Below are 23933 nucleotides of genomic sequence, written 5' to 3'. Positions count from 1 at the left end.
AAGTTTGATACTGGGAACAGGGAAACGAACTTTAGGAAGTTCTAATTGAGCTTAAAGCGCGAAGGTTAACACCCAAAAGGCAGGACGCCAAGTAAGACCAATGTATAGTTGAAATACATATTACTATATATATCAATATGTTAATAATAAGAAAAGATTCAAAAATAAGAATATATCGGGGCATTCAAGGAGATTTTAGATAACATTAAAACAAAACCTCCACGCCAAAAGCACGAATTTTACTCAACAAGTACTGAGCTGGAGCTCGATCAGTAATTAAACAATTTATGTCACTGAGCCTTCCCCATACGCACCTTGACTCTTTTTCAAATTTCGTACTATCAATCACTAAAATGCGATAGTGGCAATTGTTAACCAGCACCTCTAATGCGCTGATATCATCATCGGTGAAGTCAAATAACATTCCCTGCTTATCAATGGCTGAAACAGAAAATATACCTACATCGGCACGATATTTTTGAAAAAAGTTCACAGCATCAGCCCCGATCACATCCTGATCTCGCTTTCTAATTTTCCCTCCTGCAATCGTCAACTCTCCTGTTGTGTGGTCACTTAGAACTCTCGCCGCATGCAGGTTCGATGTCATAACATGCAGCTCCTTCTTGATTTCTAATGCCTTTGCCACTTCTGCAACCGTCGACCCAGAGCCTAAAAATATCGATTGATAATCGTTAATTTTTGACAAGGCTAACTCTGCGATACGGAGCTTGCCCTGCATATTGTGAATACGCCGCTGATCAAAACTGATATTTTCTCTGTTGGGAAAAGGGACCACCTCTCCATGATTCCTAAGCACTAGCCCTCGCTCAGACAGTAGCCTAATATCACTGCGTATTGTCTGTACCGACACCTCAAACACAGCCGCCAATGCATTGATCGAATGACGCCCGTTTTGATTAATCCACTTAACGATATCGCGCTGACGATGGTTCATATACCCCTTCCAAATACATTATTAAAGAAACGAAAGTCGTTTAGCTTCAAACGAAAGTAATTGGTCATCTTAGTGTCAAAATATGGCGTTACTGTTTCAACGTCTTCTAAAAAGCCACCTAGGGTAATTAATCATGACTATGAAATCTTTGATCACGACAGGACTACTCACTCTTACCATTCCAATGTCAGCAAGCGCCGCAGAAACATTAGTGCTGTATACCAGCCAACCAAATAAAGACGCTCAAATGACCGTTGATGCATTTGAAAAGCAAAACCCAAATATCGACGTTGAATGGGTACGAGATGGAACAACAAAATTGATGGCGAAACTTCGAGCAGAGCTAAACAGCGGTGTCACTAAACCGGATGTTTTGCTTATCGCAGACAGCGTAACAATGGAATCTATGGTTGATGGTGATTACCTGTACCCTTATTTAAGCGACTACCGTAACCAATACGACGCATCTCTTTATCACAAAAAAGGCTATTACTACGGTACCAAACTGATCACCAGTGGAATTGTTCGTAACACGCGTGCAGCAGAACGCCCAACAGACTGGTCTGACTTTGCGAAACCGGAATATATGAACCAGATTGCGATGCCAAGCCCATTGTATTCTGGCGCCGCTCTTATTCACTTAGCGACACTAACTGACAACCCCAACTTAGGCTGGACATTCTACAGTGAACTTCACGCCAATAAAGCGATGGCACAAGGCGGAAACGGAGGCGTACTGAAAGCGGTGTCTTCTGGTTCTAAATCATACGGCGTTATCGTGGACTTCTTAGCTATCCGTGAAGCTCGCAAAGGGTCACCGATCGAATTCGTGTTCCCAAAAAGTGGTGTGAGTATGGTAACAGAGCCCGTTGCCATCATGAAAGAATCGAAGCATAAAGACGCAGCAAAAAAATTCGTTGATTTTCTGCTTTCCCAAAAAGGACAGCAGTTGGTGCTCGACCAAGGCTACCTGCCTGCACGCAGTGACATGCCCGTTCCAGCAGGTTTTCCGAGCCGAGACAAGATCAAACTTATGCCATTTGACGCTGCCAAGACATTAAAAAACAACGAGGCGAACAAAGCGCGCTTTAGCGAAATCTTTGAGGGTTAATCACCTGCGTGTGTTTCATTAATAAGGCCGTTTTATGATAGTTAGTCGTACCGATAGCCAGCTTCGCTGGCTATCACTTTTAATGTTTATGCTGATTGCTTTGCTTAGTATCCTGCCAACGTTAAAACTCGTCATGGAAGCACTAAATAAGGTTGATACAGGATTAAACTCTCCACTCGTTGCGATGATGACGCACCCAAAAACGTGGACAGCACTAAGCAACACATTTTATACCTCTGGCATCGGTACCTTGATCGCTTTAGTGCTCGGCGCAAGCTTCGCTTTTTTGGTCACTCTGACAAATATTAGAGGCCGTAGCATATGGGTGTTCTTATTTATGCTCCCTATGATGATCCCCCCTCAAGTAACGGCGCTAAGTTGGATTCAGTTATTCGGGCCCGCTAGCCCCATTTTAAATACGTTAGGTATTGCGCCGCCACTTGGGAGCCCAAACCCCGTTTACTCGGCAGAGGGGATCGCAATACTCTTGGGAATTCAAAGCGCTCCGTTGGTTTTTCTGGCGCTTCGTACTCAGCTTTTGTGCCTTCCTATAGATCTAATTGAGGCAGCAAGAATATCGTCTGCTTCACAAGTTAGATTATGGATCGACATCATCGTTCCTCTAACGCGAAGTGCGCTGGTTGCAGGTGGAGCATTGGCATTTGTCTCCTCGATTGGCAATTTCGGTATTCCTGCGATGCTTGGCATACCCATAAATTACGTCGTTCTTCCAACGCTTATTTACCAACAAATGGCGGGGTTCGGTCCTGATACCCTAAGTAACGTGGCTTCTCTCTCTATGTTGATATCAGTACTTGTATTAGTGGGTATGCTCTTACAACAGTGGATTCAACAACGCAGTCAATTTGCGCTGATCGGTCACAGTGCATCATCGATTTCTTTTAAACTCGGAATCTGGCGCGCCATCACCGAAGCGCTGTTGTTTACGATCTTGGTACTCATCCTTGTGATCCCATGCATCGCGCTCATAATAAGCTCATTCGTTCCAGCTTTGGGTGTCCCACTAACCGCCGACACTTTTACCATAAACGCATATGTCGAGATGCTAAGCCGACAAGGTGCAACGCTTCGTGCTTTCTCCAACAGCCTTACATTAGCATTCAGTGCGTCTATTGTGCTGATGTTCCTTTGCCTTCCATTGGGGTATTTGCTGACACGTGCTCCACTCAGAACTAGAGTGCTCCTAACCAGCCTAATAGAAGTACCTTATGCCATGCCGGGGATTGTACTTTCGATTGCTTTTATCTTGCTTTTTGCACGTCCAATCCCTGTTTTAAACATAAGCATCTATGGCACCTTATTTATTCTGTTCTTAGCATACCTATCTTGCTTTTTAAGCGTCTGCCTAAAGCCTGTCTACAGCGCAATGTCGCAACTCGATAAAGCGCTAGAGGAAGCGGCTCAAATATCGGGTGCAGGGGTTTTTCGTCGTTTAATCGACATCGTACTCCCGCTCACCGCTCCCGCTTTTTTCGCGGGTGCACTCTTAGTTTTCCTAATATCGGTCAACGAGCTCACCGTCTCAGCACTGCTTTGGAGTGCAGGGAACGAAACGTTAGGTGTATTGATATTTAATCTTGATGAAAGTGGCGATTCCGTATTGGCGTCCGCCATTTCTGTATTAGTTGTATTGCTGGTAGTGATGATTATGGCGTGTCTAAGCCTTCTCGCTCCGCGTCTTCCAAAAGGGATCATTCCATGGCACGACTGAGCTTAAACGAGGTAAGCAAACGCTTCGACAAAAAAACCGTTGTGACATCATTGTCACTGGATATCGAACAAGGTGAATTCGTCGCCCTACTAGGCCCAAGTGGGTGTGGAAAATCGACTATTCTGCGAATGATAGCGGGCTTTGAACCTGTTTCATCAGGAAACATAACGCACGGCATAAGCTGTTTATCCAGTGAACAGGTTCATACCCCAACTGAACACCGCCAGTTTGGCATGGTATTTCAATCTTATGCACTTTGGCCACACATGACAGTGGAACAAAATGTTGGCTACCCTTTAAAAATCCAAAAGATCTCTGGAAAAGAACGCAGCGAACGTATTCAAAAGGCCCTTGATATTGTTCAACTCTCAGAATTTAAACAGCGCTTTCCGAATCAACTGAGCGGGGGACAACGTCAACGAGTTGCGCTCGCCCGCAGTCTCATTACCGAACCAGACATCATACTGTTTGATGAGCCGCTCGCGAATCTCGACAGACACCTTAGAGACTCGATGGAAATAACGTTTCGAGAGTTTCACCGTCGCACAGGAGCCACCATGATCTATGTTACCCACGATCAATCGGAAGCAATGGCGCTGGCGGACAAAATTGCCGTCTTAAAAGACGGGCAACTGGTACAGTGGAGTACGCCAGACACACTATACCACCAGCCAGAGAACGAATGGGTAGCAAACTTTATCGGTCAAGGCACAACATTGCGCTGCACCCAGGTGCCTCAACATCAAGTACTGGATAGCAAAACGGTTATGCAGTGTTTATGTCAATCTGAACATAAAGACGACGATCAAGAAGGACGTCTGCTAATCCGTCCTCAACATGTCACCCTAAAAGAGAAAATTACCGAAACATCTCTCTTCGGAACGGTATCAGAATGTGTTTTTCGAGGGGAGCGTTATGACGTCTATTTGGCATTATCTGGAAATAGACGACTGCATGCCTATTCAGATACGCCCATAAACATAGGAGAACAGCGCGCCTTCGAAGTATCGCAAGCGTGGTCTCTGGAGCGCAGTCATGCCAGCTAGAATAGAGGTTATAAGCGGCTTTGGAGAAAAAGCGCCTGCCGCTATCTATGTTCAAACCACCAACAAATCGGGTCAGACTGTCAGGCTACTCCTAGACGCAGGCGGTAGCCTCGAAGGTTTACCAGATAAAGGATGGAACATACCCGATAACTTGGATGCAGTGCTCATTAGCCACGATCACCAAGACCATATTGGCGGATTACCTGATCTCGACAAACAGATACCAGTATACGCAACACCACAAGTACAGCCCTATTTGCCAAAACAGCTCACCGTTCAAACTCTGCCGAATAAAGGAACCATCGAGATTGTCGGTATCGCGGTCACAACAGGGAATGCAGGTCACTCTTTTGGTGGAGTGTGGATTCACTTAGGCATAGACAATGGACTGTTTTACAGCGGAGATTTCTGCAAAGAATCGGAACTGTTCCCATTTGATCCACCTCCAACGGCAGACATCGCACTAATAGACGCATCTTACGGGTTATACGATATCCCCCAGAGCCGATCAAAACAAGCCATTCGACACAGCTTGTCGCAAACCCAACCAAACCTCTTTCCGGTTCCTCAAAGCGGCCGGGCATTGGAATTAGCAATGTGGTTTCACTCTCACAGTATCGGTAATGGACAAGATATTGATAACAGACAACGCTACGATAACTGGGTATTAGGCGAGGATTGCATCCAGCCCAACGCGGTTCTTACCTCACCGAAAGGTCTGTTTACAACGTATGCAGAACAGGCCTTAGTCACAATGACGCCACCGCCATTTAACGACAATGCCCACATTATTTTGTGCGGAGACCCTGAAGGTTTTTCTGGCGACGCAGGACGACTTATTGACTCTGGACACTGTCATGTTATTTACACGGGACACCTACCCGCTCATGCAAAAACCGCAGTCGCGAACGACGAAGCGCACTTTATTCGGTGGAATGTACATCCCACGATATCAGACCAAGCCACACTTATAGAAGAGCTTCAATGCTCCTATTGTTTACCGCTCTTTACCAAAATCAACGACCTCTCCGAGTGGCAACGCCGACTTGGAGACACCATTATCGATACACCCATTATTGAGTACTAATATGCATTTAATACGAAAATCCTTCGTCTTCGCTCGGCACGCCGAAAGCGAAATGAACGCCATCGGAAAGATCGGTGGATCAACAGACAGCAATTTATCAGACGTAGGCAGACAGCAAGCGAAAGACGCCTCAAGTTTATTAGATCGTCCGTGGAGCCAAGTCTGTACCAGCACGTTAAAACGTACCATTCAAACAGCGGAACTTGCGGCGCCAGGGCAAAGCCTTAAGCACTTTTCAGAGTTGTGTGAGCGTGATTGGGGAGTTTTGGAACAAACCCCCATTCCTGATTCTCTAGACTACTTCCAAACTCCCTCACAAGGTGAAACATGGGATGACTTTTACGAAAGAGTGATCAAAGGGATCAACCTCATAATAAGCGATTACAACTGCCCTCTCATCATTGCTCATTCAGGCGTTTATCGCGCCATCAACCATTGTTTATATGGCTCACCGCAAGGGCCTCGAATCGGCAACATTAGCCCTATTCTTATTGCACCGATACTCGGTACGCAAGAGTGGGACGTCTCCCCATTAGAAGGACACGAACTATGAAAAAAAGTGCTGTAATTGTCGACATGGACGGCACGCTCGCAGAATTTGACCCAGAATATGTGAAGGAATGGGTACTCGGACGCGAGAAACAATGGGGTCCCTTTTTTGAACATATGAAAAATGCCCCTGTCATCGAAAACATCTTAAAGCTCGTACTGATACTCAAACAGCAAGGTGAGCACATTCTAATTTGTTCAGGGCGTCCAGAATCCCATAAAAAAGAGTCAATCGACTGGATGAATAAACACGGCGTTCCTTTTGACGGCGTCTATTTAAGGCCTATGGACGCGGACAACAAGCCTGATGAAGACGTTAAGAAAGCACTGCTAAACAAAATACACGCCGATGGTTTCGAACCCTGGCTAGTTCTTGATGACCGTGATGCGGTCGTCGCACAATGGCGAGCATTAGGACTCACTTGCTTACAATGCGCACCGGGGGATTTTTAGCCTCGCTTCTTAGCCTGCTTTCCGGTGCTCACTTTTCTCAGAGGCTTTTGTATCGACAAACCGCACTGGAAAGCAAGCTTTCCTACCCTAAACGCTCTCTAGTTTATAAATAGAGGGCATCAAACTACCACAATGTCTCCGTATGAATTATTATTCAATACAGAATCAATAACTAACAACGCTCACTTTGATCGCTTCGGTTGGCTTTTTCCTTAACATTTGAATGAATGTGCAGGGTTTGGCCGGTCTCTATAAAAAAACAAAGAGCGTAAAGTAGAATAACGAGAGACAAGAATACATGTCGAAACACGATGAAACGCGATTGTTGCTTAAAATAGCAACGCTGTATTATCAAGAAGGTTTAAAACAAGCTCAAATCGCAAAAACGCTTCGCTTGTCGCAATCTCAAGTGTCACGCTCTATCACACGATGCTTAAAAGAAGGTATTGTCAAAATTAACGTCGTGCAGCCGCCCAATGTATTTATTGCGCTTGAGTCCCATATCCAAAAAACCTTTGGTGTCTCAAACGTCATTGTCGTCGATGTGGAAGACAATCCATCCGACACACAAGTAAAACGCGCAATTGGCTCATCTGGCGCACATTACCTTGATACCACACTGAGAGACGGCGACTTAATCGGTATTTCATCATGGAGCGACACGATCCGCTCTATGATCAGCTACCTAACACCGTCAAAAACGAAAACAGACGGCGTTATTCAACTCTTAGGTGGCGTGGGTCACAATGGCAGTATTCAAGCGACGATTCTCACACAAAACATGGCGGACATACTTTCTTGTCCTGCCTACATGTTGCCCGCGCAAAGTATCGAACAGTCCGTTGAGGAAAAGGACAAGCTTCTTGCAACAATGGGTGTATCCGAAGTCGTCAGTATGTTCAATAAGGTTAATTTAGCGATTGTCGGAATAGGCATGTTGGAGCCATCAAACCTGCTGCGCAACTCTGGAAATTACTTCGATGAAACAACACTGAAAGAGTTAGCAACACGCAATGCTGTGGGAGATATGTGCTTACACTATTACAATCAACAAGGTGAGCCCGTTCTAGAAAATGAAAACAACCCTGTTATTGGCATGACACTCGAACAACTCCATGCTTGTAAGCATGTTGTTGCACTTGCTGGCGGCTTAGACAAAGTTGAAGCGATTAAAGGCGCGCTGCGCGGTGGCTACATAGACGTATTAATTACGGATAGAGTCACAGCTGAAGCCATCGCCCAATAATTCGACTCATCATCTATGACTCACAATTTAGCTCTCTCGTTACGAAGGCATCCTGCATTTCAGCACGGCAGCCTTCCAACTAAGATAACGCGTTTGCCAGTATTCATGCTTCGCTTGTTTTGGGTCAAACAATACTTCATGACGTTTAAGACTGGCTAATGCTTCTTTATCACCCCACCAACCTATTTCTAAGCCGGCCAAAAAGCCCGCTCCCATCGCCGACACTTCAGCAACATCGCCTCGTCTTATTGTCACTCCCAGTAAATCCGCTTGAGCTTGCATCAACCAGTCATTAAGTGTGGGACCTCCGTCTACACTGAGATACTCTATCGGCGCAGGTAATTCTTCTTGTATCACATTGAATACATCGGCCACCTGAAAAATCACGGCTTCAAATGCAGCGCGAGCAATGTCCGCTCGCTCGGTTCCACTTTTTAGACCGCTAAAAATTCCCGTTGCATCTAAATCCCAATACGGCGCACCGAGTCCAGATAACGCTGGGACAAAAAACACAGAGTGATCTTTATCTGCTTCTGCAGCAAGCTCACACATAGCTTCAATGTCTTCCACACCCAACATGCGTCGAACCCAATCAATGCCCGACCCAGTATGCGTAATGTTGCCTTCAAGCCCATAAAATAGGTCACTGTCTTGCCATGCAATCGTTGTACTAATTTCACTACGAATCGCAGGAAGCTTCGGCATCGCAGCCATCACAGAGCTACCGGTGCCATAGGTTGCTTTTACAACGCCTTTATTAAAACCGCCGTGGCCGAAAAGAGCAGCATGAGAATCTCCCACTTGCGACGCGATAGGAATGTCGCCCTTTAACATACCGAATTCACGAGTTACTCCAACCACACATGAAGACCCAACAACTGCGGGCAATGCTTTTACAGGAATATGCAGTTTCTTCAGAATTTCTGCGTCCCAGACGAGGTTTCGAATATTGAAAAGCTGAGTACGAGACGCATTAGAAACATCCGTAACAAATGTTTGATCGGTCATATTCCAAATCAGCCAACTGTTAATCGTACCGATGCATATCTCACCTTTTTCTGCTCGTTCTTCGCCCATCGAAATTTGACTTAAAACCATGGATACCTTGGTCGCGGGAAACATAGGATCCAACGTCAATCCCGTTGCGGATTGAACATACTGACTAAAAATCTCATCTTCGCGTAATGACTCACATAAAGATTCAGAACGACGACATTGCCAACTGATCACATTAGATAGCGGCTTCCCTGTTTGGCGATCCCACAAGAGAACAGACTCACGCTGATTGCTAATAGCAACGGCTTCTATATCCACTTTCTCAGCGGTGGATTTCAACGCAAGTTCAATTGATGCTTTCACTCTTTCGATCATTTCAAGCGGATCTTGCTCAACAAGCCCCGCAGAAGGGTAATTAATAGATAAAGGGGAAGAACCCTTACCAATCACATCACCCTGCTTATCCATAAGTAAGGACTTAACATTCGTTGTACCTTCATCTATTGCCAAAATGACCTTTCGCATCAACTCTCTCGCTGTATTCACTTTATTACTGATATTAACGAACGTGACAATAAATCACGGCTTACCCCATCAAGTTCTGACAAACCAATGCAATTCCCGCACTGTCGATGGATAAGTTTTTACGCGTATAGGATCGATCGCCAGCGGCAGCGTAATTGCCATCGGCGACACCTAACCGAGTTAACTGAGACTTCAAACCTTGTTCAGCAACCACTTCTGCTACTATGCTACCTAGCCCACCGTTAATATTGTGTTCTTCAACCGTGACGACATGCGGCATACCTGACAACATGTTCCCTAACAACTCACGATTAAGCGGGCGAATAGACGAAACGTTGATCACCGCGACATCGAGACCCGCTTCAATAAGAGAATCCGCCGCTGCTACCGCCTCATGGACGACCGATCCGAGGGCACAAATAGCCACTTTACTTCCCTTTCTTAGCAATGAAGGTTCACCCGGAACAAAACGATAATCCGTATCGTGTAACTCAGGCAATGCTTTACCATCCATTCGAATATAAACTGGGCCCATTTCACGAATGGCATGCTCTATAATTTGCTTACATTCAATCGGGCAACTGGGCGCAAAAATTTGTATATTACCAAACCCACGCATAGTGCTGATGTCATCAATGGCATGGTGAGTACTGGCCAGCGGGCCGTAGCTCGCACCAGAATTAAGCCCAAACAGTTTTACATTGGTATTGTTGTAGCACACGTCAACTTTCACTTGCTCGTTACTGCGCGACACCAAAAATGGCGCTGCATTACAAGTCGCCGCAACCTTGCCAGATAATGCAAGCCCTGCTGCGGTGCCTACCATCACTTGTTCAGCAATGCCCACATTCACAAGGCGATCGGGGAACTCGGCGACAAAAGGTTTAATTTTAGACGTTGATGTCGAGTCAGCAACCACAGGAACAAGATCCACGCCCGCTTTTACCGCATCGATAAAACACTGAACCATTATATTGGCAAAATGTTCGCTATTAGACATCTTCAAGCTCCTTTAATGCACGTTCAACTTCATCGCCTTTTGGTACGCGATGATGCCACTCAGGACGACCTGCAATAAACGACACACCCGCCCCTTTCACCGTATTGGCAATCACGACGTTGGGGCTGCCCTCGGCTTTTAAACTTTCCAACGTGTTTACCACGGAGCTTAAGTCGTTCCCCTCACAATGGGTGACGTTAAGACCAAAAGCTTTCCACTTATCTTCTAACGGATCTGTCTTCATAATGTCTTGCGTCGCACCCGCGAGTTGCAGGCTATTTTTATCATTGATCACAATGAGGTTATCAAGCTGATAATGCGCAGCTACTAGCGCCGCTTCCCAATTACTGCCTTCTGCTAACTCGCCATCACCTGTTAAAACAAACACTTTTTTAGCGCTACCGTCACGTTTTGCCGCTAATGCCATGCCAACTGCTACGGGTAAGCCATGGCCTAATGCTCCGGTATTCAGCTCAACACCGGGCGTCTTTTGCCTAACAGGATGCCCGGGCAAGTGTGAATCATTGTGCTGATAGGTAGGTAACCAATCGGGGGAAAAATAGCCGGCTTCCGCGAGACAGCAATAGTAACCACCTGCCGCATGACCTTTGGATTGAATGTAAATGTCACGATCATCGTCCGCTGTCCGATCCGGTGCGCAATTCAATATACGAAAGTACAAAGCAGTGACAATTTCAACTTGAGACAAGTCTGCACCAGTATGCCCACCTGCTGGGCTACCAGCATTCAACCGTATAATTTTTCGCCTTATCGATCGAGCTTTCTTCTCTAACTCGTCGATACTCAATTGAAAAGGATTCATAAATCCTCCTATCAGCAAACCATCAGGAATTTATTTTCCATCAAGAATATTTATTCATAGATTTTAAAAAAACACACGCGTCTAAGCGCTGTGTTTTTTTAAAATTTGCGTTACCAGCAGACAAAGCCACCATCAACCAAAAGGTCCACACCTGTACAATAGGACGCCGCATCAGAAGCAAGAAAGATCGCTGGGCCAGCCATTTCATCCACTCTCGCCATTCGCCCCATTGGGGTTTGACTTTCAAATTCTCTTGTCTGATGAACCATTTCCGGCCTCGTATTCATCGGCGTTGCCGTGTACCCAGGGCTAATCGAATTCACACGAATCTTTTTATCCACCCACTCCATCGCCAAGCTTTTTGTCATATGAATGACCCCCGCTTTAGACGTATTGTAGTGAGCTTGCTCTAAGCCTCGGTTAACAATCACACCTGACATAGAACCAATATTGACAATGGAACCTCCGCCGCTTTTTTCCATCAATGCCGCTTCCGCTTTACACGAATTCCAAACGCCCGTTAGATTAATATCAATGACTTTTTGCCACTGTACAGGCTCCATTGCCAGCGCAGGATTTGCATTTGCGATCCCTGCTGCATTAACAGCGATATCAAGCCGACCGAATGCTATCTCTGTTTGTGAAATCGCCGCTTCCAAAGACGCCACATCACATACATCACCAGTGCAGGCTATTGCTTCTCCACCGATACTTTGGATGCTTTTAAGTGTCTCACTCAAGCCACCGTCTTCTCGCATATCAAAGCAGGTTACTTTTGCGCCAGCACTGGCCAAAGCATGAGCAATACACTGACCAATACCGCTTCCGGCACCCGTTACAAACGCAACACGTCCCGTAAGGTCGAACAATTTCGCCGCATTTACACTAAAATCTTGCATACCTTTCCTCATCAAATCGTCCGTTAGAAGAAGTTATCCAAACGCCGTTGCCAGTTCCATGACCGACACGTCGTTTGCGTCTTCTCGGTTAAGTATTCCCGTCATTTTGCCTTCTGCCATGACAATTATGCGGTTCGATATACCCAACACTTCTTCAAGATCAGAGCTAACCACAATCACAGCAATGCCTTTCTGGGCTAACTCAACAATAATCTCGTATATCGCAGATCGAGCACCCACGTCTATCCCTCTTGTTGGTTCATCTAAAACCACAACTTTTGGGTCTTTTGCCAACCACTTTGCGAGTATCACTTTTTGCTGGTTGCCGCCTGACATTTCGCCCGCATTTTGAGTACCTGTTCCTTTTACGCCAAAACGTGCGATTCCGTCCTTCGCATATTTTTTAATACGCCTCGGGTTCAGAACTCCCAACTGAGAAATAGTCGACAAATTAGCGTACGCAATGTTGTCTTCAATGGAGTGATCAAGCACTAAGCCCTGTAGTTTTCGATCTTCTGGTACCAACACAACGCCACTTTCTATAGAACGCGTTGGTGTTTTCGGCGTAATTTCAACACCATCAAGAATCACTTTCCCGGAGGCAATAGGATCCGCCCCTGTAATAGCTCGTACCACTTCAGTACGACCCGCGCCAATCAAACCTGCAATACCAAATATTTCGCCTTTTTTCACCGCGAAATTAATATCGCTAAAACGACCACTCGGTGAAGAGAGTTGTTTTACTTCCAAACTAATCTCTTCGGATGGCGTTGGAATCGCAGGGAACATGCGATCAAGGTCACGCCCCACCATGCTCTCTACCAAGGTTTTAACGGGAATATCCGCAGAATCAAACTGCTTAACGCAATCGCCATCGCGCATGACGACAATCCGGTCAGCTACTTTTCGTATTTCTTCCAATCGGTGAGAGATATAGATAATTCCAACACCTTCGGCCTTCAAACGCTCAATCTGCTGAAACAACAGCTCTGTTTCAGCGCCGCCAAGCGCAGCAGTTGGCTCATCGAGAATCAGCAATTTGGCATTCAATGCCAGCGCTTTGGCAATCTCTATTAGCTGTTGATTGGCCGTCGACAAACCTCTTACTAAAGAGGAGGGAGAGACCGTTAACCCAAGTTTATCGATTTGAAGCTGAGCTTCTTCTTCCATCTTTTTTCGACTAATGATGCCGCCCGCTCCCGGCCACCTACCGATAAACACATTTTCTGCAACTGACAAATGCTCTAATAATCGTAGTTCCTGATGAATCAATACGAGGCCTTGGTTGATCGCTTCACGCGGGCTGTTTGGCGCATACGGTTCACCCAACCAAGTCATCTCACCAGACGTTTGATGAAATCCGCCTGCAATAATATTGGATGTTGTCGACTTGCCTGCACCATTTTCACCTAAAAAAGCAACGACTTCGCCCGGATAAACCTCAAGATCCACCCCATGTAACACTTCAGTTGGACCAAAGCTCTTCCGGATATTTCGCAACGTGAGTATGGGTTTGTTGTTCACTGTCATAACAGGCTTCTCTCTTATCCTTTGCAAACTTATCCATTGCAAAAGAACTTTCGTCGTTTAAGTTATGCAGTCTCTCACCGAGCCATTCGTTCGACTGTCTTGTGATTTGAAATTACGCTAGGTTTTAAAACCTTCATCAACTAGAGAGACTGACTGGCAGCCATATCAAATAGCTGCCAGTAGAGCCCAATAACTTAGAAGTTATGGGTGATCGCTAATAAACGCATCTACGTTTGCAGAAGTCGTCAGCACAGCGTCGATAATTTGCTCTTTTGGAACCATTCCGCCAGCAGCAAGTTTGATTGCAGAATCCACCGCTAAACGTCCCATAGCACGTGTACTTTGAGTTGCAGTTACATCAAACACGCCTTGTTTAATGGCTTTTAATGCACCCGTATCGCCATCATAGCCACCGACAAAGATTCTATGATCTGCACCCGATGCAGCAACAGCCTTTGCAGCCCCCATCGCCAAACCATCTGCCTGACCAAACACCAAATTTACATTAGGATAGGCTTGCAATAAGTTTTGAGCGATTGAGAAACCTTCATCCTGTGACCAACGCTCACTCCATTGATCCGCAACTAATTTAACGCCGGGATTTTCAGCGATGGCCTGATTACAACCTTTAGTACGGTTAACCTCAGGTGTCACCCCTTTTTGCCCGTGGATCATAATCATCTCGCCCTTACCACCCGCAAGGTCGATGATGTGACTACATACTTTATAAGCAGACTTCACGCCTTCCCCAGCAATAAAAGTATCACCCGGTTCCGTTTCTGCATTTCGGTCAACATTGACAACCGGAATACCCGCTCTACGCGCTAAACGAGGAGGTACAGTCGCTGCAGCCGCACCCGCAGGGATGTATAAGAACGCATCGATGTTCTGTGTCATCAAATCTTGGACCTGACTGACCTGAGTCGAGCTGTCATCGTTTGCATTTACCGTGATAACCTTAATTCCCTTTTTACTTGCGTACTCCTCTACCGACTCCTTAATTTGGATAAAATAGTTTGCTGAAAGGTTAGGTACAGCTAAGCCAATTTTCGTGACTTCAGCGGCACTCGCTCCACCAGCAACAAATGAAGTAGCAACAGCACCAGCTAATAACAATTTTTGGATCTTCATCGGGTACAACCCTCCTACGTTTTTATTTTTATTAAAATCCGCGTACGACAAAATTGCGGGTTCTAAGGATATCCGACACTCAAACTCGTCGGTTGGTCTTCTATTGGCGAAGGTTTGCTTAGATCACATCCGCCCTGCATGGCTACTTAAAAAGCCAATGATAAAATTCGTTTTTTAACGTTTTTTTAGCGCTTCAATTGCGACCGCCAAAGCGATCACAAAACCAATCACAACTTGCTGCATGAAGGGAGAGACGCCAAGTAAATTCAAACCGTTTCTCAAGACACCAATGATCAACACGCCGATAATGGTTCCGACTAAGCTTCCCGTACCACCTGATAGGCTCGTACCACCGATCACCACTGCGGCAATGGCATCTAATTCATAAGACACACCCGCTTGAGGCTGAACCGAATCTAATCGTGCGCCGAGTAACACTCCCGCCACACCTGACAACACAGCGGCAAATACATAGACGCCAACGGTATGCAGCTTAACTTTGATTCCCGCTAAACGAGCAACCTCAGCGTTTCCACCAATCGCGTACAAGCTGCGGCCGCCTGACGTAAATTTAAGATACGCCCAGCAGATTAAGAAAATCGCTAACATGATGCCAACCGTTATGGTGATGACACCGCCATAACGAATCACCGCCATTAAGTTAAACCAAATAGGAAAACTGATGATTTGATGACCGTCTGTCACCATATTGGCTAATCCACGCGCGGCGGACATCATTGCAAGCGTCGCTATAAACGCAGGCACCCGAAAGAATGCGATGAGTAAACCAGAGACCAATCCCGCCATACCGGCGACGATTAATCCAAACAAGATGGCAGATCCCATCGGCCACCCCGCTTCTTTAGCGAGATACCCCATCACCATTCCAGCCAGCGCAAGCACCGAGCCCACCGACAAATCGATTCCGCCAATCAAAATGACAAACGTCATTCCCACCGCAAGGATGCCAAGAACCGTAATCTGATCGAGAATGTTGACGAAGTTTCTTAGTGAGAAAAAAGATTCTGTTGAGAAAGAAAGGAAAGCACACAGTAGTAACAAGCCAATCAACGGGCCTGTTGAACCACTGATGAATGAGAAAGACGTACCACCAAGAGATAATGGAGCACCTTGTCGGCTTCGCATCATGGATATCACTCCTAAAAGGCGTTTAATATTTTTTATTTTAACGCTCTATAATGTTGCGACTGAATATTTATTCAATCAGGTATTTTTATTCTTTAAACATTCTGGTTTGTACTCTATTATTTGTCAACTTATGGGATGATAAAAAAACAGGAAACTTCAATTTGCCAATAAAAGTCTAAAAACTCGAAAGATTAAACGTGAAAAATACAGATCGTTTTTAGAACCCTTACTCATAAAATAAAACAAAAAATGGAGCGAACCATGCACACTGACGTCAAAAATGTAGTCGTATGCGGAGGTAACAAAGGCATAGGATTAGGCATTACAGAGCGTTTTTTACAGGATGGACACAACGTCGTTGTCGGCACGATCGACCAAAATTACGATGAAACAGTAATACAACTGAAGGAACAGTATCCAACGCAGATCGTTCAATTTATGCAATGTGATGTTGGTAATGTAGCGTCCATAAAAAGCTTCTACAAAAGTGCTTACGAAAGAATGGGGTCAATCGATGTCTCGGTTCAAAACGCAGGGGTGATCCGCATATCCAAACTTGAAGAAGTCACCGAAAAAGATTGGGACATTACGCTAGACGTGAACACAAAAGGCATGTTCTTCTGCTGCAAAGAAGCCATTTATTACATGAAGCTAGCAGGCCAAGGTGGCCGTTTGATAAACACGGCCTCAGGGCAAGCAAGAGAAGGTTTTATTTACACCCCTCACTACGCGGCCAGTAAATTTGGTGCTATGGGGTTAACTCAGAGCTTAGCGAAAGAAGTCGCAGCCGACCACATCACCGTCAACTCCATTTGCCCCGGCATCATTCACACAGACATGTGGGATTACAATGACAAAGTGTGGGGAGAACTGATGGGCGACTTTCAGCCAGGGGAATTAATGGCTTCCTGGGTGGAAAATATCCCCATGAAACGCGCTGGAAGCGTAAAAGAAGTCGCTGGACTCGTTGCGTTTCTAGCAGGACCCGATGCCGCATACATTACAGGGCAAGCCATCAATGTCGATGGTGGGTTGATCATGTCTTAACCCGTTTAATTTACAATTTTACGGGTAAGTCTGATAGCATGAGTGCATCAATCTGAAACAGGAAGGACTCGATATGACTACGACGCCACAGAGTAAATCGATCCGCTTGCTTTACCAGCCTCTGTGCTTGCCATGTGGCACGGTCTTAAAAAACCGCATCGTCAAATCTGCGATGTCAGATTGTTTAGGCGACGGTGAAGGCAATGCGACAGAAGCCCAAGCGAGACTTTATGAGCGATGGGCGCTCGGTGGCGTAGGTCTGGCTCTGATAGGAGAAGCTCAAATCCTACCTGATGCTCCCGAATCCCCAGCTAATCTCGTATTAAATGCACAAACAGATATCGAGTCCCTTCAACGGCTGACAAAAAAAGCCTCAACCAATCAAATGCACATTTGGCCTCAACTTGGTCATGCAGGTTGCTTGTCTGCGGCTTCTATAACTCCTTCAACCAAAGGCCCATCGGCTCTTAAGCTACCAGAGTTAGAATGCGACGCATTGAGCAAAGAAGAAATACAAAATCTCCCCAAACAGTATGCAAACGCAGCATTAATGGCACAAAAGACCGGCTTCACTGGAGTACAAATCCATGCGGGACACGGTTTTCTTCTCAGCCAATTTTTATCTCCCCTCTTCAATCGCCGCCAAGATGAATACGGCGGATCAATTGAAAATCGACTTTGGATCATCATACAGATCATTGAAAAAGTACGCGCTAGCGTCGGCCCTAACTTCCCAATTGGCATAAAAATAAATTCTTCCGATCAGCTGGAAGGAGGCCTAACACAACAAGACTCTCTCTGTGCCATACGGCTACTCGACAAAACATCACTGGATTTAATCGAAATAAGCGGTGGTTCATACTTTCCGGGTGCTGAATCCAGCTCCGACAAGGTATCTAGCGGCCCTTACTTTGTCGAATTTGCAAAGCAAGCCAAGTACCTAACAAGCATTCCTATCGTAGTAACCGGCGGATTCAAAAACAGACAACAGGCCATCGACGCTCTGGCTAATGAAAGTACCGATGCAGTCGGTCTAGCACGTGCGCTCGCATTAAACCCACAATTAGCGAATGATTGGAAAAACACCGACACCCCAATCAAAGATCCTGAATTTCCAAGCTTTCGTCAACCTCCTCCAGGTGGCATCACCGCTTGGTATACTCAGCGTTTAACAGATATCGCAACAAGTGAGCACATAACCACTTCCACGAGAGATCAAACGATCAACTTAACCCAAGCCATCGACTGGCTTAAGAAATCTGAAAAAGTAAAAAGTGAGAAATGGAAAAAACACTTCGGAATGAGTGAGGGGTAAGCCCTGAATAGCATGCCTCGGTAATCCCCTCGCTCCCGTGGATTTGAAGGGAGCGAGGCCTGAATTCAGGAGCACCGATTTTTATGGATATATCAGCCACAGGTCCCAAAGTGAAACACCGGACATACTGCCAAACATAAAAATACGCCGAATAGAAACTAGCTGATGAAACATAAGTATAGTTCTGGCTCATTGCCGCCTTAATAGTATTCGAGGCTGCTGTTGAAGCTCTCGTTAACGGCAACCATAAAGCCCGAATGACTTATCATTCTCTCAGTAAAATGTCGTTTACTGGATGACTTTTGAACTCTAATAGAGTTCCAATTCCTTCATCCCCATAAAAATAAAAATCCACATTAAGCATGAGAACCATATATTTATCAGGAAATTTAGTATTTGATATAACCTATAATCACTTGAAAATATTCCTTTTATTTCTAGATGCCACCGATTAATTTCAGATCTAGGAATTTTCCAAATAAACCTCAAAGCCACATAAGAATACCAAATATGGCCAGCAGAGCTTGCAAAGAGCCATGACATATTTGTATCAATAAGCATTTTGGCAGTTTTTCTATACTTTTCGGGAGCGCTACTAACTATATCTCGAACATAGTGTTTCTTTTTTTTTCTCAATTTTATCGTCAGGTAGAAATTTAAAATTAGCCAAATAAAACAACACAAAATCAAAAGGGAAAAAGCGAGAATAGTAATAAACTTAATCATATATTAGCTCCTCGAAATGTATGCCTGCTTCATTAGATAGCTCCCCACCGTATAATCCCCACAAAAATGCGCCTGCCGCTACTACAATGATTGATAAGCCTCCCGTTGCTGGTGCAAGAGCAACACCAATAGTCCAGCCAATCGCAGCCCCTGCTAACACATTCGCTCCCATTGATGCACCATTGCGTACCACTGATCTTTCACAAGCTTCAAATAAAACTGAATGCACAAAACAATCTAAGAACTCAAATCCACATGCGCTATGCTTTTTAAAAAATATCAAATAGCCCTGTATGAACTACTAATCCTATCTATTTCAGGTTTGGTTATGACTCCAGCGCAGTAAAAACTAGTATTATTGGAAGGGTAAAAAGGCATACGTTTATAAGCTGAGAAAAAATTAAGTATGAATAAAAATCTTTATCAAGTAGAGATCTTATGGAGTATCTCCAATACATGATTTCGTGTCTAGGGATTCTCCAAATATATCTCAGCATTAAGTAACCTAAAAATGTAAAAGGGAATGTACTTGCAGAAACCCAAGACATATTTGTTTCTATCATAAGCTTTGAGCGGCTTGCAAAGCGTATCGGTGCAGAAGAATAAATTCCATTTTTTATCTTTCGTTTCTTCTTTCTTAGCTTAATAGACAGGTATGCCATTAGACTTAGGAGAGGGATACTTGAAAACAAAAATATTACCGAACTTATCTTAAAAATCACTTCAACCATTATGCGTTTATTTATTAAAGCTCTCGTTAACGGCAACCATAAAGCCCGAATGACTTATCATTCTCTCAGTAAAATGTCGTTTACTGGATGACTTTTGAACTCTAATAGAGTTCCAATTCTTTCATCCCCATAAAAATAAAAATCCACGCTAAGCATAAAAAACCTATATTTATAAGAAAATTCAATACTTGATACAGAAAATAATCACTCGAAAATATTTTTTTTATTTCTTCATGCCACTGATTAATTTCAGATCTAGGAATCTTCCATATAAACCGTAAAACAAGATACGAACACCAAAGGTGCCCTGCGGAACTTGCAAACACCCATGATGGGTTAGATCCAATAAACGCTTCTGCCCCTCTTTTATATTTATCAGGGGCGCTGTTTACTATCTCTTGAATATAGCGCTTTTTCTTTTTTCGTAGCTTTATCGTTAGATAAATATTTAGTAGTAGCCAAGTAAAGCCACATAAAACTATAAGGAAAAACGAGAGAATAGTAATAAACTTAATCATATATTAGCTCCTCAGCATATATACCAGCTTTATTAGATAAATCTCCACCGTAGAGTCCCCACAGAAATGCGCCTGCCGCTACTACAATGATTGACACCCCCCCTGTTATCGGCGCAAGAGCTATTCCTGCGCCGATCGCCCACCCAATCGCCGCACCTGTCACAATGTTCACCCCCATTGATGCACCATTGCGTACCACTGATTTTTCACAAACTTCACTTATTGCATCCCCCATTTTGCAACTTTGGTAGGTATCTTTGGCATTCCCATATAGCCCCAATCCAGTAACGACCCATCCGCCTACGCCAAGTCCCTTACTAAAGATCATGGTTTTCTTGTATAGCTGTGTCATATCTATGCCTGAAATGGCGCTTGAGAAGTCTTTCGCTCGATAAAGTTGCTTTTTGCCGATATTGAGGTAGTTATTGACGCCTTCGGGTTGCAGTTTTTTAATAAAACTAGGATTACCCGGGCTATTTAGTAATTTTTTCATCTCCTTTTGAAAGCGCGTCCGCTCTTTGCGCCATTGTTTATAGTCTTCATTGGACCTGAGCGCTTGTTTGCTAAGCCCTTTGGTTTTTTCTGCAACATCTTTCGAATATTCTGCAAAGTCTTTCATTCGTTTATTGAGCTTGCCACCTTGCACGTTTGCTCCCGCTATCACGGAGCCGGTACTAGCCAGAATCATAGAATCTAAGCTAAAGGGGATTAGGTCATCACTATCGGCTTTTCCTTCATGCTGATCCAAACCAGACGTCGCTGTGATGAGTAACGTGTCAATTGTCGTTTCATGATGCTCTGCGAACCATTCGCGTTGTTCTTGGTTCAGTTTTAAGTACTCAAGCGTTAGATCAATCGCTTTTTGCTTCAGAGGCTCTAGATCACGGTGGCAAGAGTTGATTGGAGCAATAATGACCGGTAGTCCCGGAAGAATGCGGTTACCGATCATTGCGAGCTGAGGATTGCTATCTAATAAGTGTGTTGCGGTACGACTATTGTTTGTACCGTAAACTTGTTGGCAGAATTGCCACAACGGCATTTCATCGCCGGGAAAGGTAATATACAGATCATCAACATCTTGTATTTTTTCACTTACAGACTCTTTGAAAATGGAATCATGGTTAGAAGGTCTTGGTTTCGACCGACTATAGCGCCCAGGCTCACCCTCAAGCGCTTCAACTGGATCAAACTCTAACAAAGCAGTTTCTGTAAGTTCCGGGGCTTGCAGTTCTGGCGCGCTTTCAGGTTCGTTGCCACCGGAGTCGTATTCAATGTCGCCTTCTACGGTAACGCTGTTGGAATCGAAGTAGATGTTCGATCCCCACAGTTTGATGTTGCCTTGCGAGTCAATTTTTATACCGCCTGTACCATCGGTGATAACGATGTCGCCTTGGCTTTCAAGTTGTATCTCGCCGCCGTTAACTTGAACCGTCGCGGTGCCACCTTGTACTAGGGAATTGGCATTGCCTGCTGAGACGGTTTGAGTGAAGCCGTTTCCAGCGTGTTGAGTAATGGGTTTTGTTTTCGCCCAGACAGAGACATCGCCTTCGGTACTGGTCAGCGTGAGGTTGTTTTTAGATTCTAGGGTTAGGTTTTTGGCCGATTGCATGCTGATGGCGTCGTTTTCGGTGCGGATGCTGGCCTGTTGTTTGGCTTTAATACCGACGCTTTGCCCAGATTCGAAAGCGATGGATTCTTGCGCCGTCATTTGCACGTTGAGGCTGGCATTTAGGTTAATACCACCGTAAATGCTCGTCAGTTGAATGTAGTGCTCTTTGTCGTTATCAAACATGTTAAGCATGGTTTGACCGTCAAAAGTAAAGAGCGCAAAGCGGTGACTTTTCGGGCTGTCGTCCATAAGCAGTTCATTCTGCGATGAAGTGACGATACGGTGCTGTGTTCGATTATTCGCAGTAACAGGGCCTTCTTGCTCCCAGCTCGGCACGAAACCAACGATGGCCATGCGATAAGGGTCGTTGTTTAAACAGGTAACAAACAAGGTACTTTGGTTAAGCATGGGAAAGTGCCAGCCCACCGCTTTACCTTTATCCGTGCGAGGCCCACTGTAAGGTAAAATACGCTCTGTTACTGGGCTAGCCTGAGTATGACCATAGGGAGAGCGCTCTGAGGGCGCTTCAAAATCGGGTCTAAATCGATAATAACCTTGTTTAGTCAGATGAGCGTGTTCGTATGGACTTTCGATGCGTGCCGCGAAGAACTGAGGTAAGTTTTGCAGTTCAATCTGTTTAGGGCGAATGGGCGTTTCTCTGGGGATCGCAACGGCGAAGTTAGAATATTCTAACCCTGATCCATCACTTAGACTACTGGCTTTGTGCTGTACACGTTGTAGTCGGATGTCACCTGTTGCAAGCTTATAGCCAAGGTATCGACGGCTTTCAATCGTTAGAGAGTGGCCTGCGGTTAACCGAGGCTGATGACTAACAATTTCGAGTATTAGGGCTTTTTGATTCGCGTATTGCTGAGCATACAACGCCCGTTGCGCGGCTTCAACGTCGGGTCTCGGTGGTGTAAATTGCTCGTGGTTAACCTTTTCTCGCGGGGTTAAACTGTGCTGTAAGGCATCCGCCTTGCCTGTGTGCAGCAACGCATCATTAGTGGCCGCGCCGTATCTAGCAGGAACGACGTTGAATTCCGGTAAGATACTCACAATTCGGTTACGTCGATGCGACGGCGATAAACCCGATACACTTTGTACCCATTCGATATTGGGCAGGTATTTTGATTGATACGGAGTATTGGAAATAATCAGCTGTTCATGCAGAGGATCAGGGTCGTGGTTAAACCAAAAGTTCGCCCCGATCTCCGCCAATAAACGCTTAAGAAAGTCATAATTGCTTTCTTGTACTTGCAAAAATGGGCCTTCGGGGGCAATCACTTCATCCACTTGCCACGTGATCTCATATCGGTAATAACCGATTTCTTCCAGCAGACGATAGACCAACTCTTTACGAGACACATGCATCCAAAGCTGAGTGCGCGTTTGCAGTGTCCCACGTTGCAATTTATTGGTAAGCGTTAGCGTCCATGAATGACGCCCGTGATCCCACGATTCATGAATTTCAGCAATATCACAATGCCACCAGCGCTCGGTATCGCCAGAACGAAGTTGCAGAGACGCAAAGGAGCCAATTAACGATCGAGATTCATCACTGGCAAAGCCAGACGTCAGTCTACTGGAAGTGGTAACGGTGAGATCCAAACATTCATTGACCGCTTCGGTGCCGTTTAACGTTTGAATTGGGAAAATGCCAGAATCCAGATGCAGAAAAATCTGGGTGCGAGAATGGTCTGCCAATGTGATGTCCTTATTCTAATGTGCTTTAACTGAGCGAAATAAGTCAGC

The 23933-nt window shown here is 45.1% G+C and carries 20 protein-coding genes; 9 read left to right on the top strand and 11 right to left on the bottom strand.

Annotated features, from left to right (window positions below; genetic code table 11):
• Positions 1-205: 205 nt before the first annotated feature.
• Positions 206-955 (bottom strand): DeoR/GlpR family DNA-binding transcription regulator, encoded by a 750-nt coding sequence (locus MARME_RS08240; RefSeq protein ID WP_013660794.1) that lies wholly within the window; start codon positions 953-955, stop codon positions 206-208.
• Positions 956-1088: 133 nt separating this feature from the next.
• On the opposite strand from MARME_RS08240, the gene MARME_RS08235 reads away from it, so the two are divergent.
• The 7 genes from MARME_RS08235 (at position 1089) to MARME_RS08205 (ending at position 8179) form a co-directional block, all read left to right on the top strand.
• Positions 1089-2066, top strand: coding sequence for an ABC transporter substrate-binding protein (locus MARME_RS08235; protein ID WP_013660793.1), 978 nt, complete (start codon positions 1089-1091; stop codon positions 2064-2066).
• 34 nt (positions 2067-2100) lie between these two features.
• Complete coding sequence (locus tag MARME_RS08230; RefSeq protein ID WP_013660792.1) at positions 2101-3798, top strand: ABC transporter permease; 1698 nt, start codon at positions 2101-2103, stop codon at positions 3796-3798.
• Positions 3786-4844 carry an ABC transporter ATP-binding protein gene (locus MARME_RS08225; protein ID WP_013660791.1) on the top strand — a complete coding sequence of 353 codons (1059 nt, stop codon included), beginning with the start codon at positions 3786-3788 and terminating at the stop codon, positions 4842-4844. Before MARME_RS08230 ends, MARME_RS08225 begins: the two co-directional genes overlap by 13 nt.
• Positions 4834-5931 (top strand): MBL fold metallo-hydrolase, encoded by a 1098-nt coding sequence (locus MARME_RS08220; protein WP_013660790.1) that lies wholly within the window; start codon positions 4834-4836, stop codon positions 5929-5931. Before MARME_RS08225 ends, MARME_RS08220 begins: the two co-directional genes overlap by 11 nt.
• Position 5932: 1 nt before the next feature.
• The gene (locus MARME_RS08215; protein WP_013660789.1) at positions 5933-6484 is read left to right on the top strand and encodes a histidine phosphatase family protein; all 552 of its coding nucleotides are present in this window, start codon (positions 5933-5935) and stop codon (positions 6482-6484) included.
• Entirely contained in the window at positions 6481-6933 is a 453-nt protein-coding gene (locus MARME_RS08210) for a phosphatase domain-containing protein (RefSeq protein ID WP_013660788.1), read from the top strand. The genes MARME_RS08215 and MARME_RS08210 overlap by 4 nt, the downstream gene beginning before the upstream one ends.
• Before the next feature lie 298 nt (positions 6934-7231).
• A complete protein-coding gene (locus MARME_RS08205; RefSeq protein WP_013660787.1) occupies positions 7232-8179 on the top strand; it encodes a sugar-binding transcriptional regulator in 948 nt (315 codons plus the stop codon).
• A 39-nt stretch (positions 8180-8218) separates the two neighbouring features.
• On the opposite strand, the gene MARME_RS08200 is transcribed toward MARME_RS08205, so the two are convergent.
• The 7 genes from MARME_RS08200 to MARME_RS08170 all read right to left on the bottom strand — a co-directional run bounded on the left by MARME_RS08200 (position 8219) and on the right by MARME_RS08170 (position 16232).
• Positions 8219-9700: an FGGY family carbohydrate kinase gene (locus MARME_RS08200; RefSeq protein WP_013660786.1), complete on the bottom strand. Its 1482-nt coding sequence runs from the start codon at positions 9698-9700 to the stop codon at positions 8219-8221.
• A 61-nt stretch (positions 9701-9761) separates the two neighbouring features.
• Positions 9762-10700 carry a transketolase family protein gene (locus MARME_RS08195; protein ID WP_013660785.1) on the bottom strand — a complete coding sequence of 313 codons (939 nt, stop codon included), beginning with the start codon at positions 10698-10700 and terminating at the stop codon, positions 9762-9764.
• The gene (locus MARME_RS08190) at positions 10693-11523 is read right to left on the bottom strand and encodes a transketolase (RefSeq protein ID WP_013660784.1); all 831 of its coding nucleotides are present in this window, start codon (positions 11521-11523) and stop codon (positions 10693-10695) included. Before MARME_RS08190 ends, MARME_RS08195 begins: the two co-directional genes overlap by 8 nt.
• 110 nt (positions 11524-11633) lie before the next feature.
• Positions 11634-12422 (bottom strand): SDR family oxidoreductase, encoded by a 789-nt coding sequence (locus MARME_RS08185; protein ID WP_013660783.1) that lies wholly within the window; start codon positions 12420-12422, stop codon positions 11634-11636.
• A 33-nt stretch (positions 12423-12455) separates the two neighbouring features.
• Entirely contained in the window at positions 12456-13952 is a 1497-nt protein-coding gene (locus MARME_RS08180; RefSeq protein WP_013660782.1) for a sugar ABC transporter ATP-binding protein, read from the bottom strand.
• 201 nt (positions 13953-14153) lie between these two features.
• Positions 14154-15083 (bottom strand): substrate-binding domain-containing protein, encoded by a 930-nt coding sequence (locus MARME_RS08175; RefSeq protein WP_013660781.1) that lies wholly within the window; start codon positions 15081-15083, stop codon positions 14154-14156.
• Between the two features lie 174 nt (positions 15084-15257).
• Complete coding sequence (locus MARME_RS08170) at positions 15258-16232, bottom strand: ABC transporter permease (protein WP_013660780.1); 975 nt, start codon at positions 16230-16232, stop codon at positions 15258-15260.
• A 261-nt stretch (positions 16233-16493) separates the two neighbouring features.
• On the opposite strand from MARME_RS08170, the gene MARME_RS08165 reads away from it, so the two are divergent.
• Entirely contained in the window at positions 16494-17279 is a 786-nt protein-coding gene (locus MARME_RS08165; RefSeq protein WP_013660779.1) for an SDR family oxidoreductase, read from the top strand.
• Between the two features lie 73 nt (positions 17280-17352).
• On the top strand, positions 17353-18594 hold the full coding sequence (locus MARME_RS08160; RefSeq protein WP_013660778.1) for an NADH:flavin oxidoreductase/NADH oxidase family protein: 1242 nt from the start codon (positions 17353-17355) through the stop codon (positions 18592-18594).
• Positions 18595-19312: 718 nt separating this feature from the next.
• On the opposite strand, the gene MARME_RS08150 is transcribed toward MARME_RS08160, so the two are convergent.
• From MARME_RS08150 to MARME_RS21400, 3 genes are all read right to left on the bottom strand, one after another.
• A complete protein-coding gene (locus MARME_RS08150) occupies positions 19313-19549 on the bottom strand; it encodes a hypothetical protein (protein ID WP_148231011.1) in 237 nt (78 codons plus the stop codon).
• Positions 19550-20152: 603 nt separating this feature from the next.
• Entirely contained in the window at positions 20153-20569 is a 417-nt protein-coding gene (locus MARME_RS08145; protein ID WP_013660775.1) for a hypothetical protein, read from the bottom strand.
• Positions 20562-23885 carry a contractile injection system protein, VgrG/Pvc8 family gene (locus MARME_RS21400; protein WP_013660774.1) on the bottom strand — a complete coding sequence of 1108 codons (3324 nt, stop codon included), beginning with the start codon at positions 23883-23885 and terminating at the stop codon, positions 20562-20564. The genes MARME_RS08145 and MARME_RS21400 overlap by 8 nt, the downstream gene beginning before the upstream one ends.
• Positions 23886-23933 lie beyond the last annotated feature (48 nt).

This window comes from Marinomonas mediterranea MMB-1, from assembly GCF_000192865.1.
Taxonomy (GTDB): domain Bacteria; phylum Pseudomonadota; class Gammaproteobacteria; order Pseudomonadales; family Marinomonadaceae; genus Marinomonas; species Marinomonas mediterranea.
Note: the sequence above shows the minus strand (reverse complement) of the source record. Positions and strands in the feature narration are given on the sequence as shown.

What these genes read in the sequence shown, in the direction of transcription:
- MARME_RS08175 (WP_013660781.1), bottom strand. Translation starts at nt 15,083, where the DNA reads ATGAAGATCCAAAAATTGTTATTAGCTGGTGCTGTTGCTACTTCATTT.
- MARME_RS08225 (WP_013660791.1), top strand. Translation starts at nt 3,786, where the DNA reads ATGGCACGACTGAGCTTAAACGAGGTAAGCAAACGCTTCGACAAAAAA.
- MARME_RS08230 (WP_013660792.1), top strand. Translation starts at nt 2,101, where the DNA reads ATGATAGTTAGTCGTACCGATAGCCAGCTTCGCTGGCTATCACTTTTA.
- MARME_RS08180 (WP_013660782.1), bottom strand. Translation starts at nt 13,952, where the DNA reads ATGACAGTGAACAACAAACCCATACTCACGTTGCGAAATATCCGGAAG.
- MARME_RS08200 (WP_013660786.1), bottom strand. Translation starts at nt 9,700, where the DNA reads ATGCGAAAGGTCATTTTGGCAATAGATGAAGGTACAACGAATGTTAAG.
- MARME_RS08185 (WP_013660783.1), bottom strand. Translation starts at nt 12,422, where the DNA reads ATGCAAGATTTTAGTGTAAATGCGGCGAAATTGTTCGACCTTACGGGA.
- MARME_RS08215 (WP_013660789.1), top strand. Translation starts at nt 5,933, where the DNA reads ATGCATTTAATACGAAAATCCTTCGTCTTCGCTCGGCACGCCGAAAGC.
- MARME_RS08235 (WP_013660793.1), top strand. Translation starts at nt 1,089, where the DNA reads ATGACTATGAAATCTTTGATCACGACAGGACTACTCACTCTTACCATT.
- MARME_RS08195 (WP_013660785.1), bottom strand. Translation starts at nt 10,700, where the DNA reads ATGTCTAATAGCGAACATTTTGCCAATATAATGGTTCAGTGTTTTATC.
- MARME_RS08165 (WP_013660779.1), top strand. Translation starts at nt 16,494, where the DNA reads ATGCACACTGACGTCAAAAATGTAGTCGTATGCGGAGGTAACAAAGGC.
- MARME_RS08205 (WP_013660787.1), top strand. Translation starts at nt 7,232, where the DNA reads ATGTCGAAACACGATGAAACGCGATTGTTGCTTAAAATAGCAACGCTG.
- MARME_RS08220 (WP_013660790.1), top strand. Translation starts at nt 4,834, where the DNA reads ATGCCAGCTAGAATAGAGGTTATAAGCGGCTTTGGAGAAAAAGCGCCT.
- MARME_RS08190 (WP_013660784.1), bottom strand. Translation starts at nt 11,523, where the DNA reads ATGAATCCTTTTCAATTGAGTATCGACGAGTTAGAGAAGAAAGCTCGA.
- MARME_RS08160 (WP_013660778.1), top strand. Translation starts at nt 17,353, where the DNA reads ATGACTACGACGCCACAGAGTAAATCGATCCGCTTGCTTTACCAGCCT.
- MARME_RS08145 (WP_013660775.1), bottom strand. Translation starts at nt 20,569, where the DNA reads ATGATTAAGTTTATTACTATTCTCTCGTTTTTCCTTATAGTTTTATGT.
- MARME_RS08210 (WP_013660788.1), top strand. Translation starts at nt 6,481, where the DNA reads ATGAAAAAAAGTGCTGTAATTGTCGACATGGACGGCACGCTCGCAGAA.
- MARME_RS08170 (WP_013660780.1), bottom strand. Translation starts at nt 16,232, where the DNA reads ATGATGCGAAGCCGACAAGGTGCTCCATTATCTCTTGGTGGTACGTCT.
- MARME_RS08240 (WP_013660794.1), bottom strand. Translation starts at nt 955, where the DNA reads ATGAACCATCGTCAGCGCGATATCGTTAAGTGGATTAATCAAAACGGG.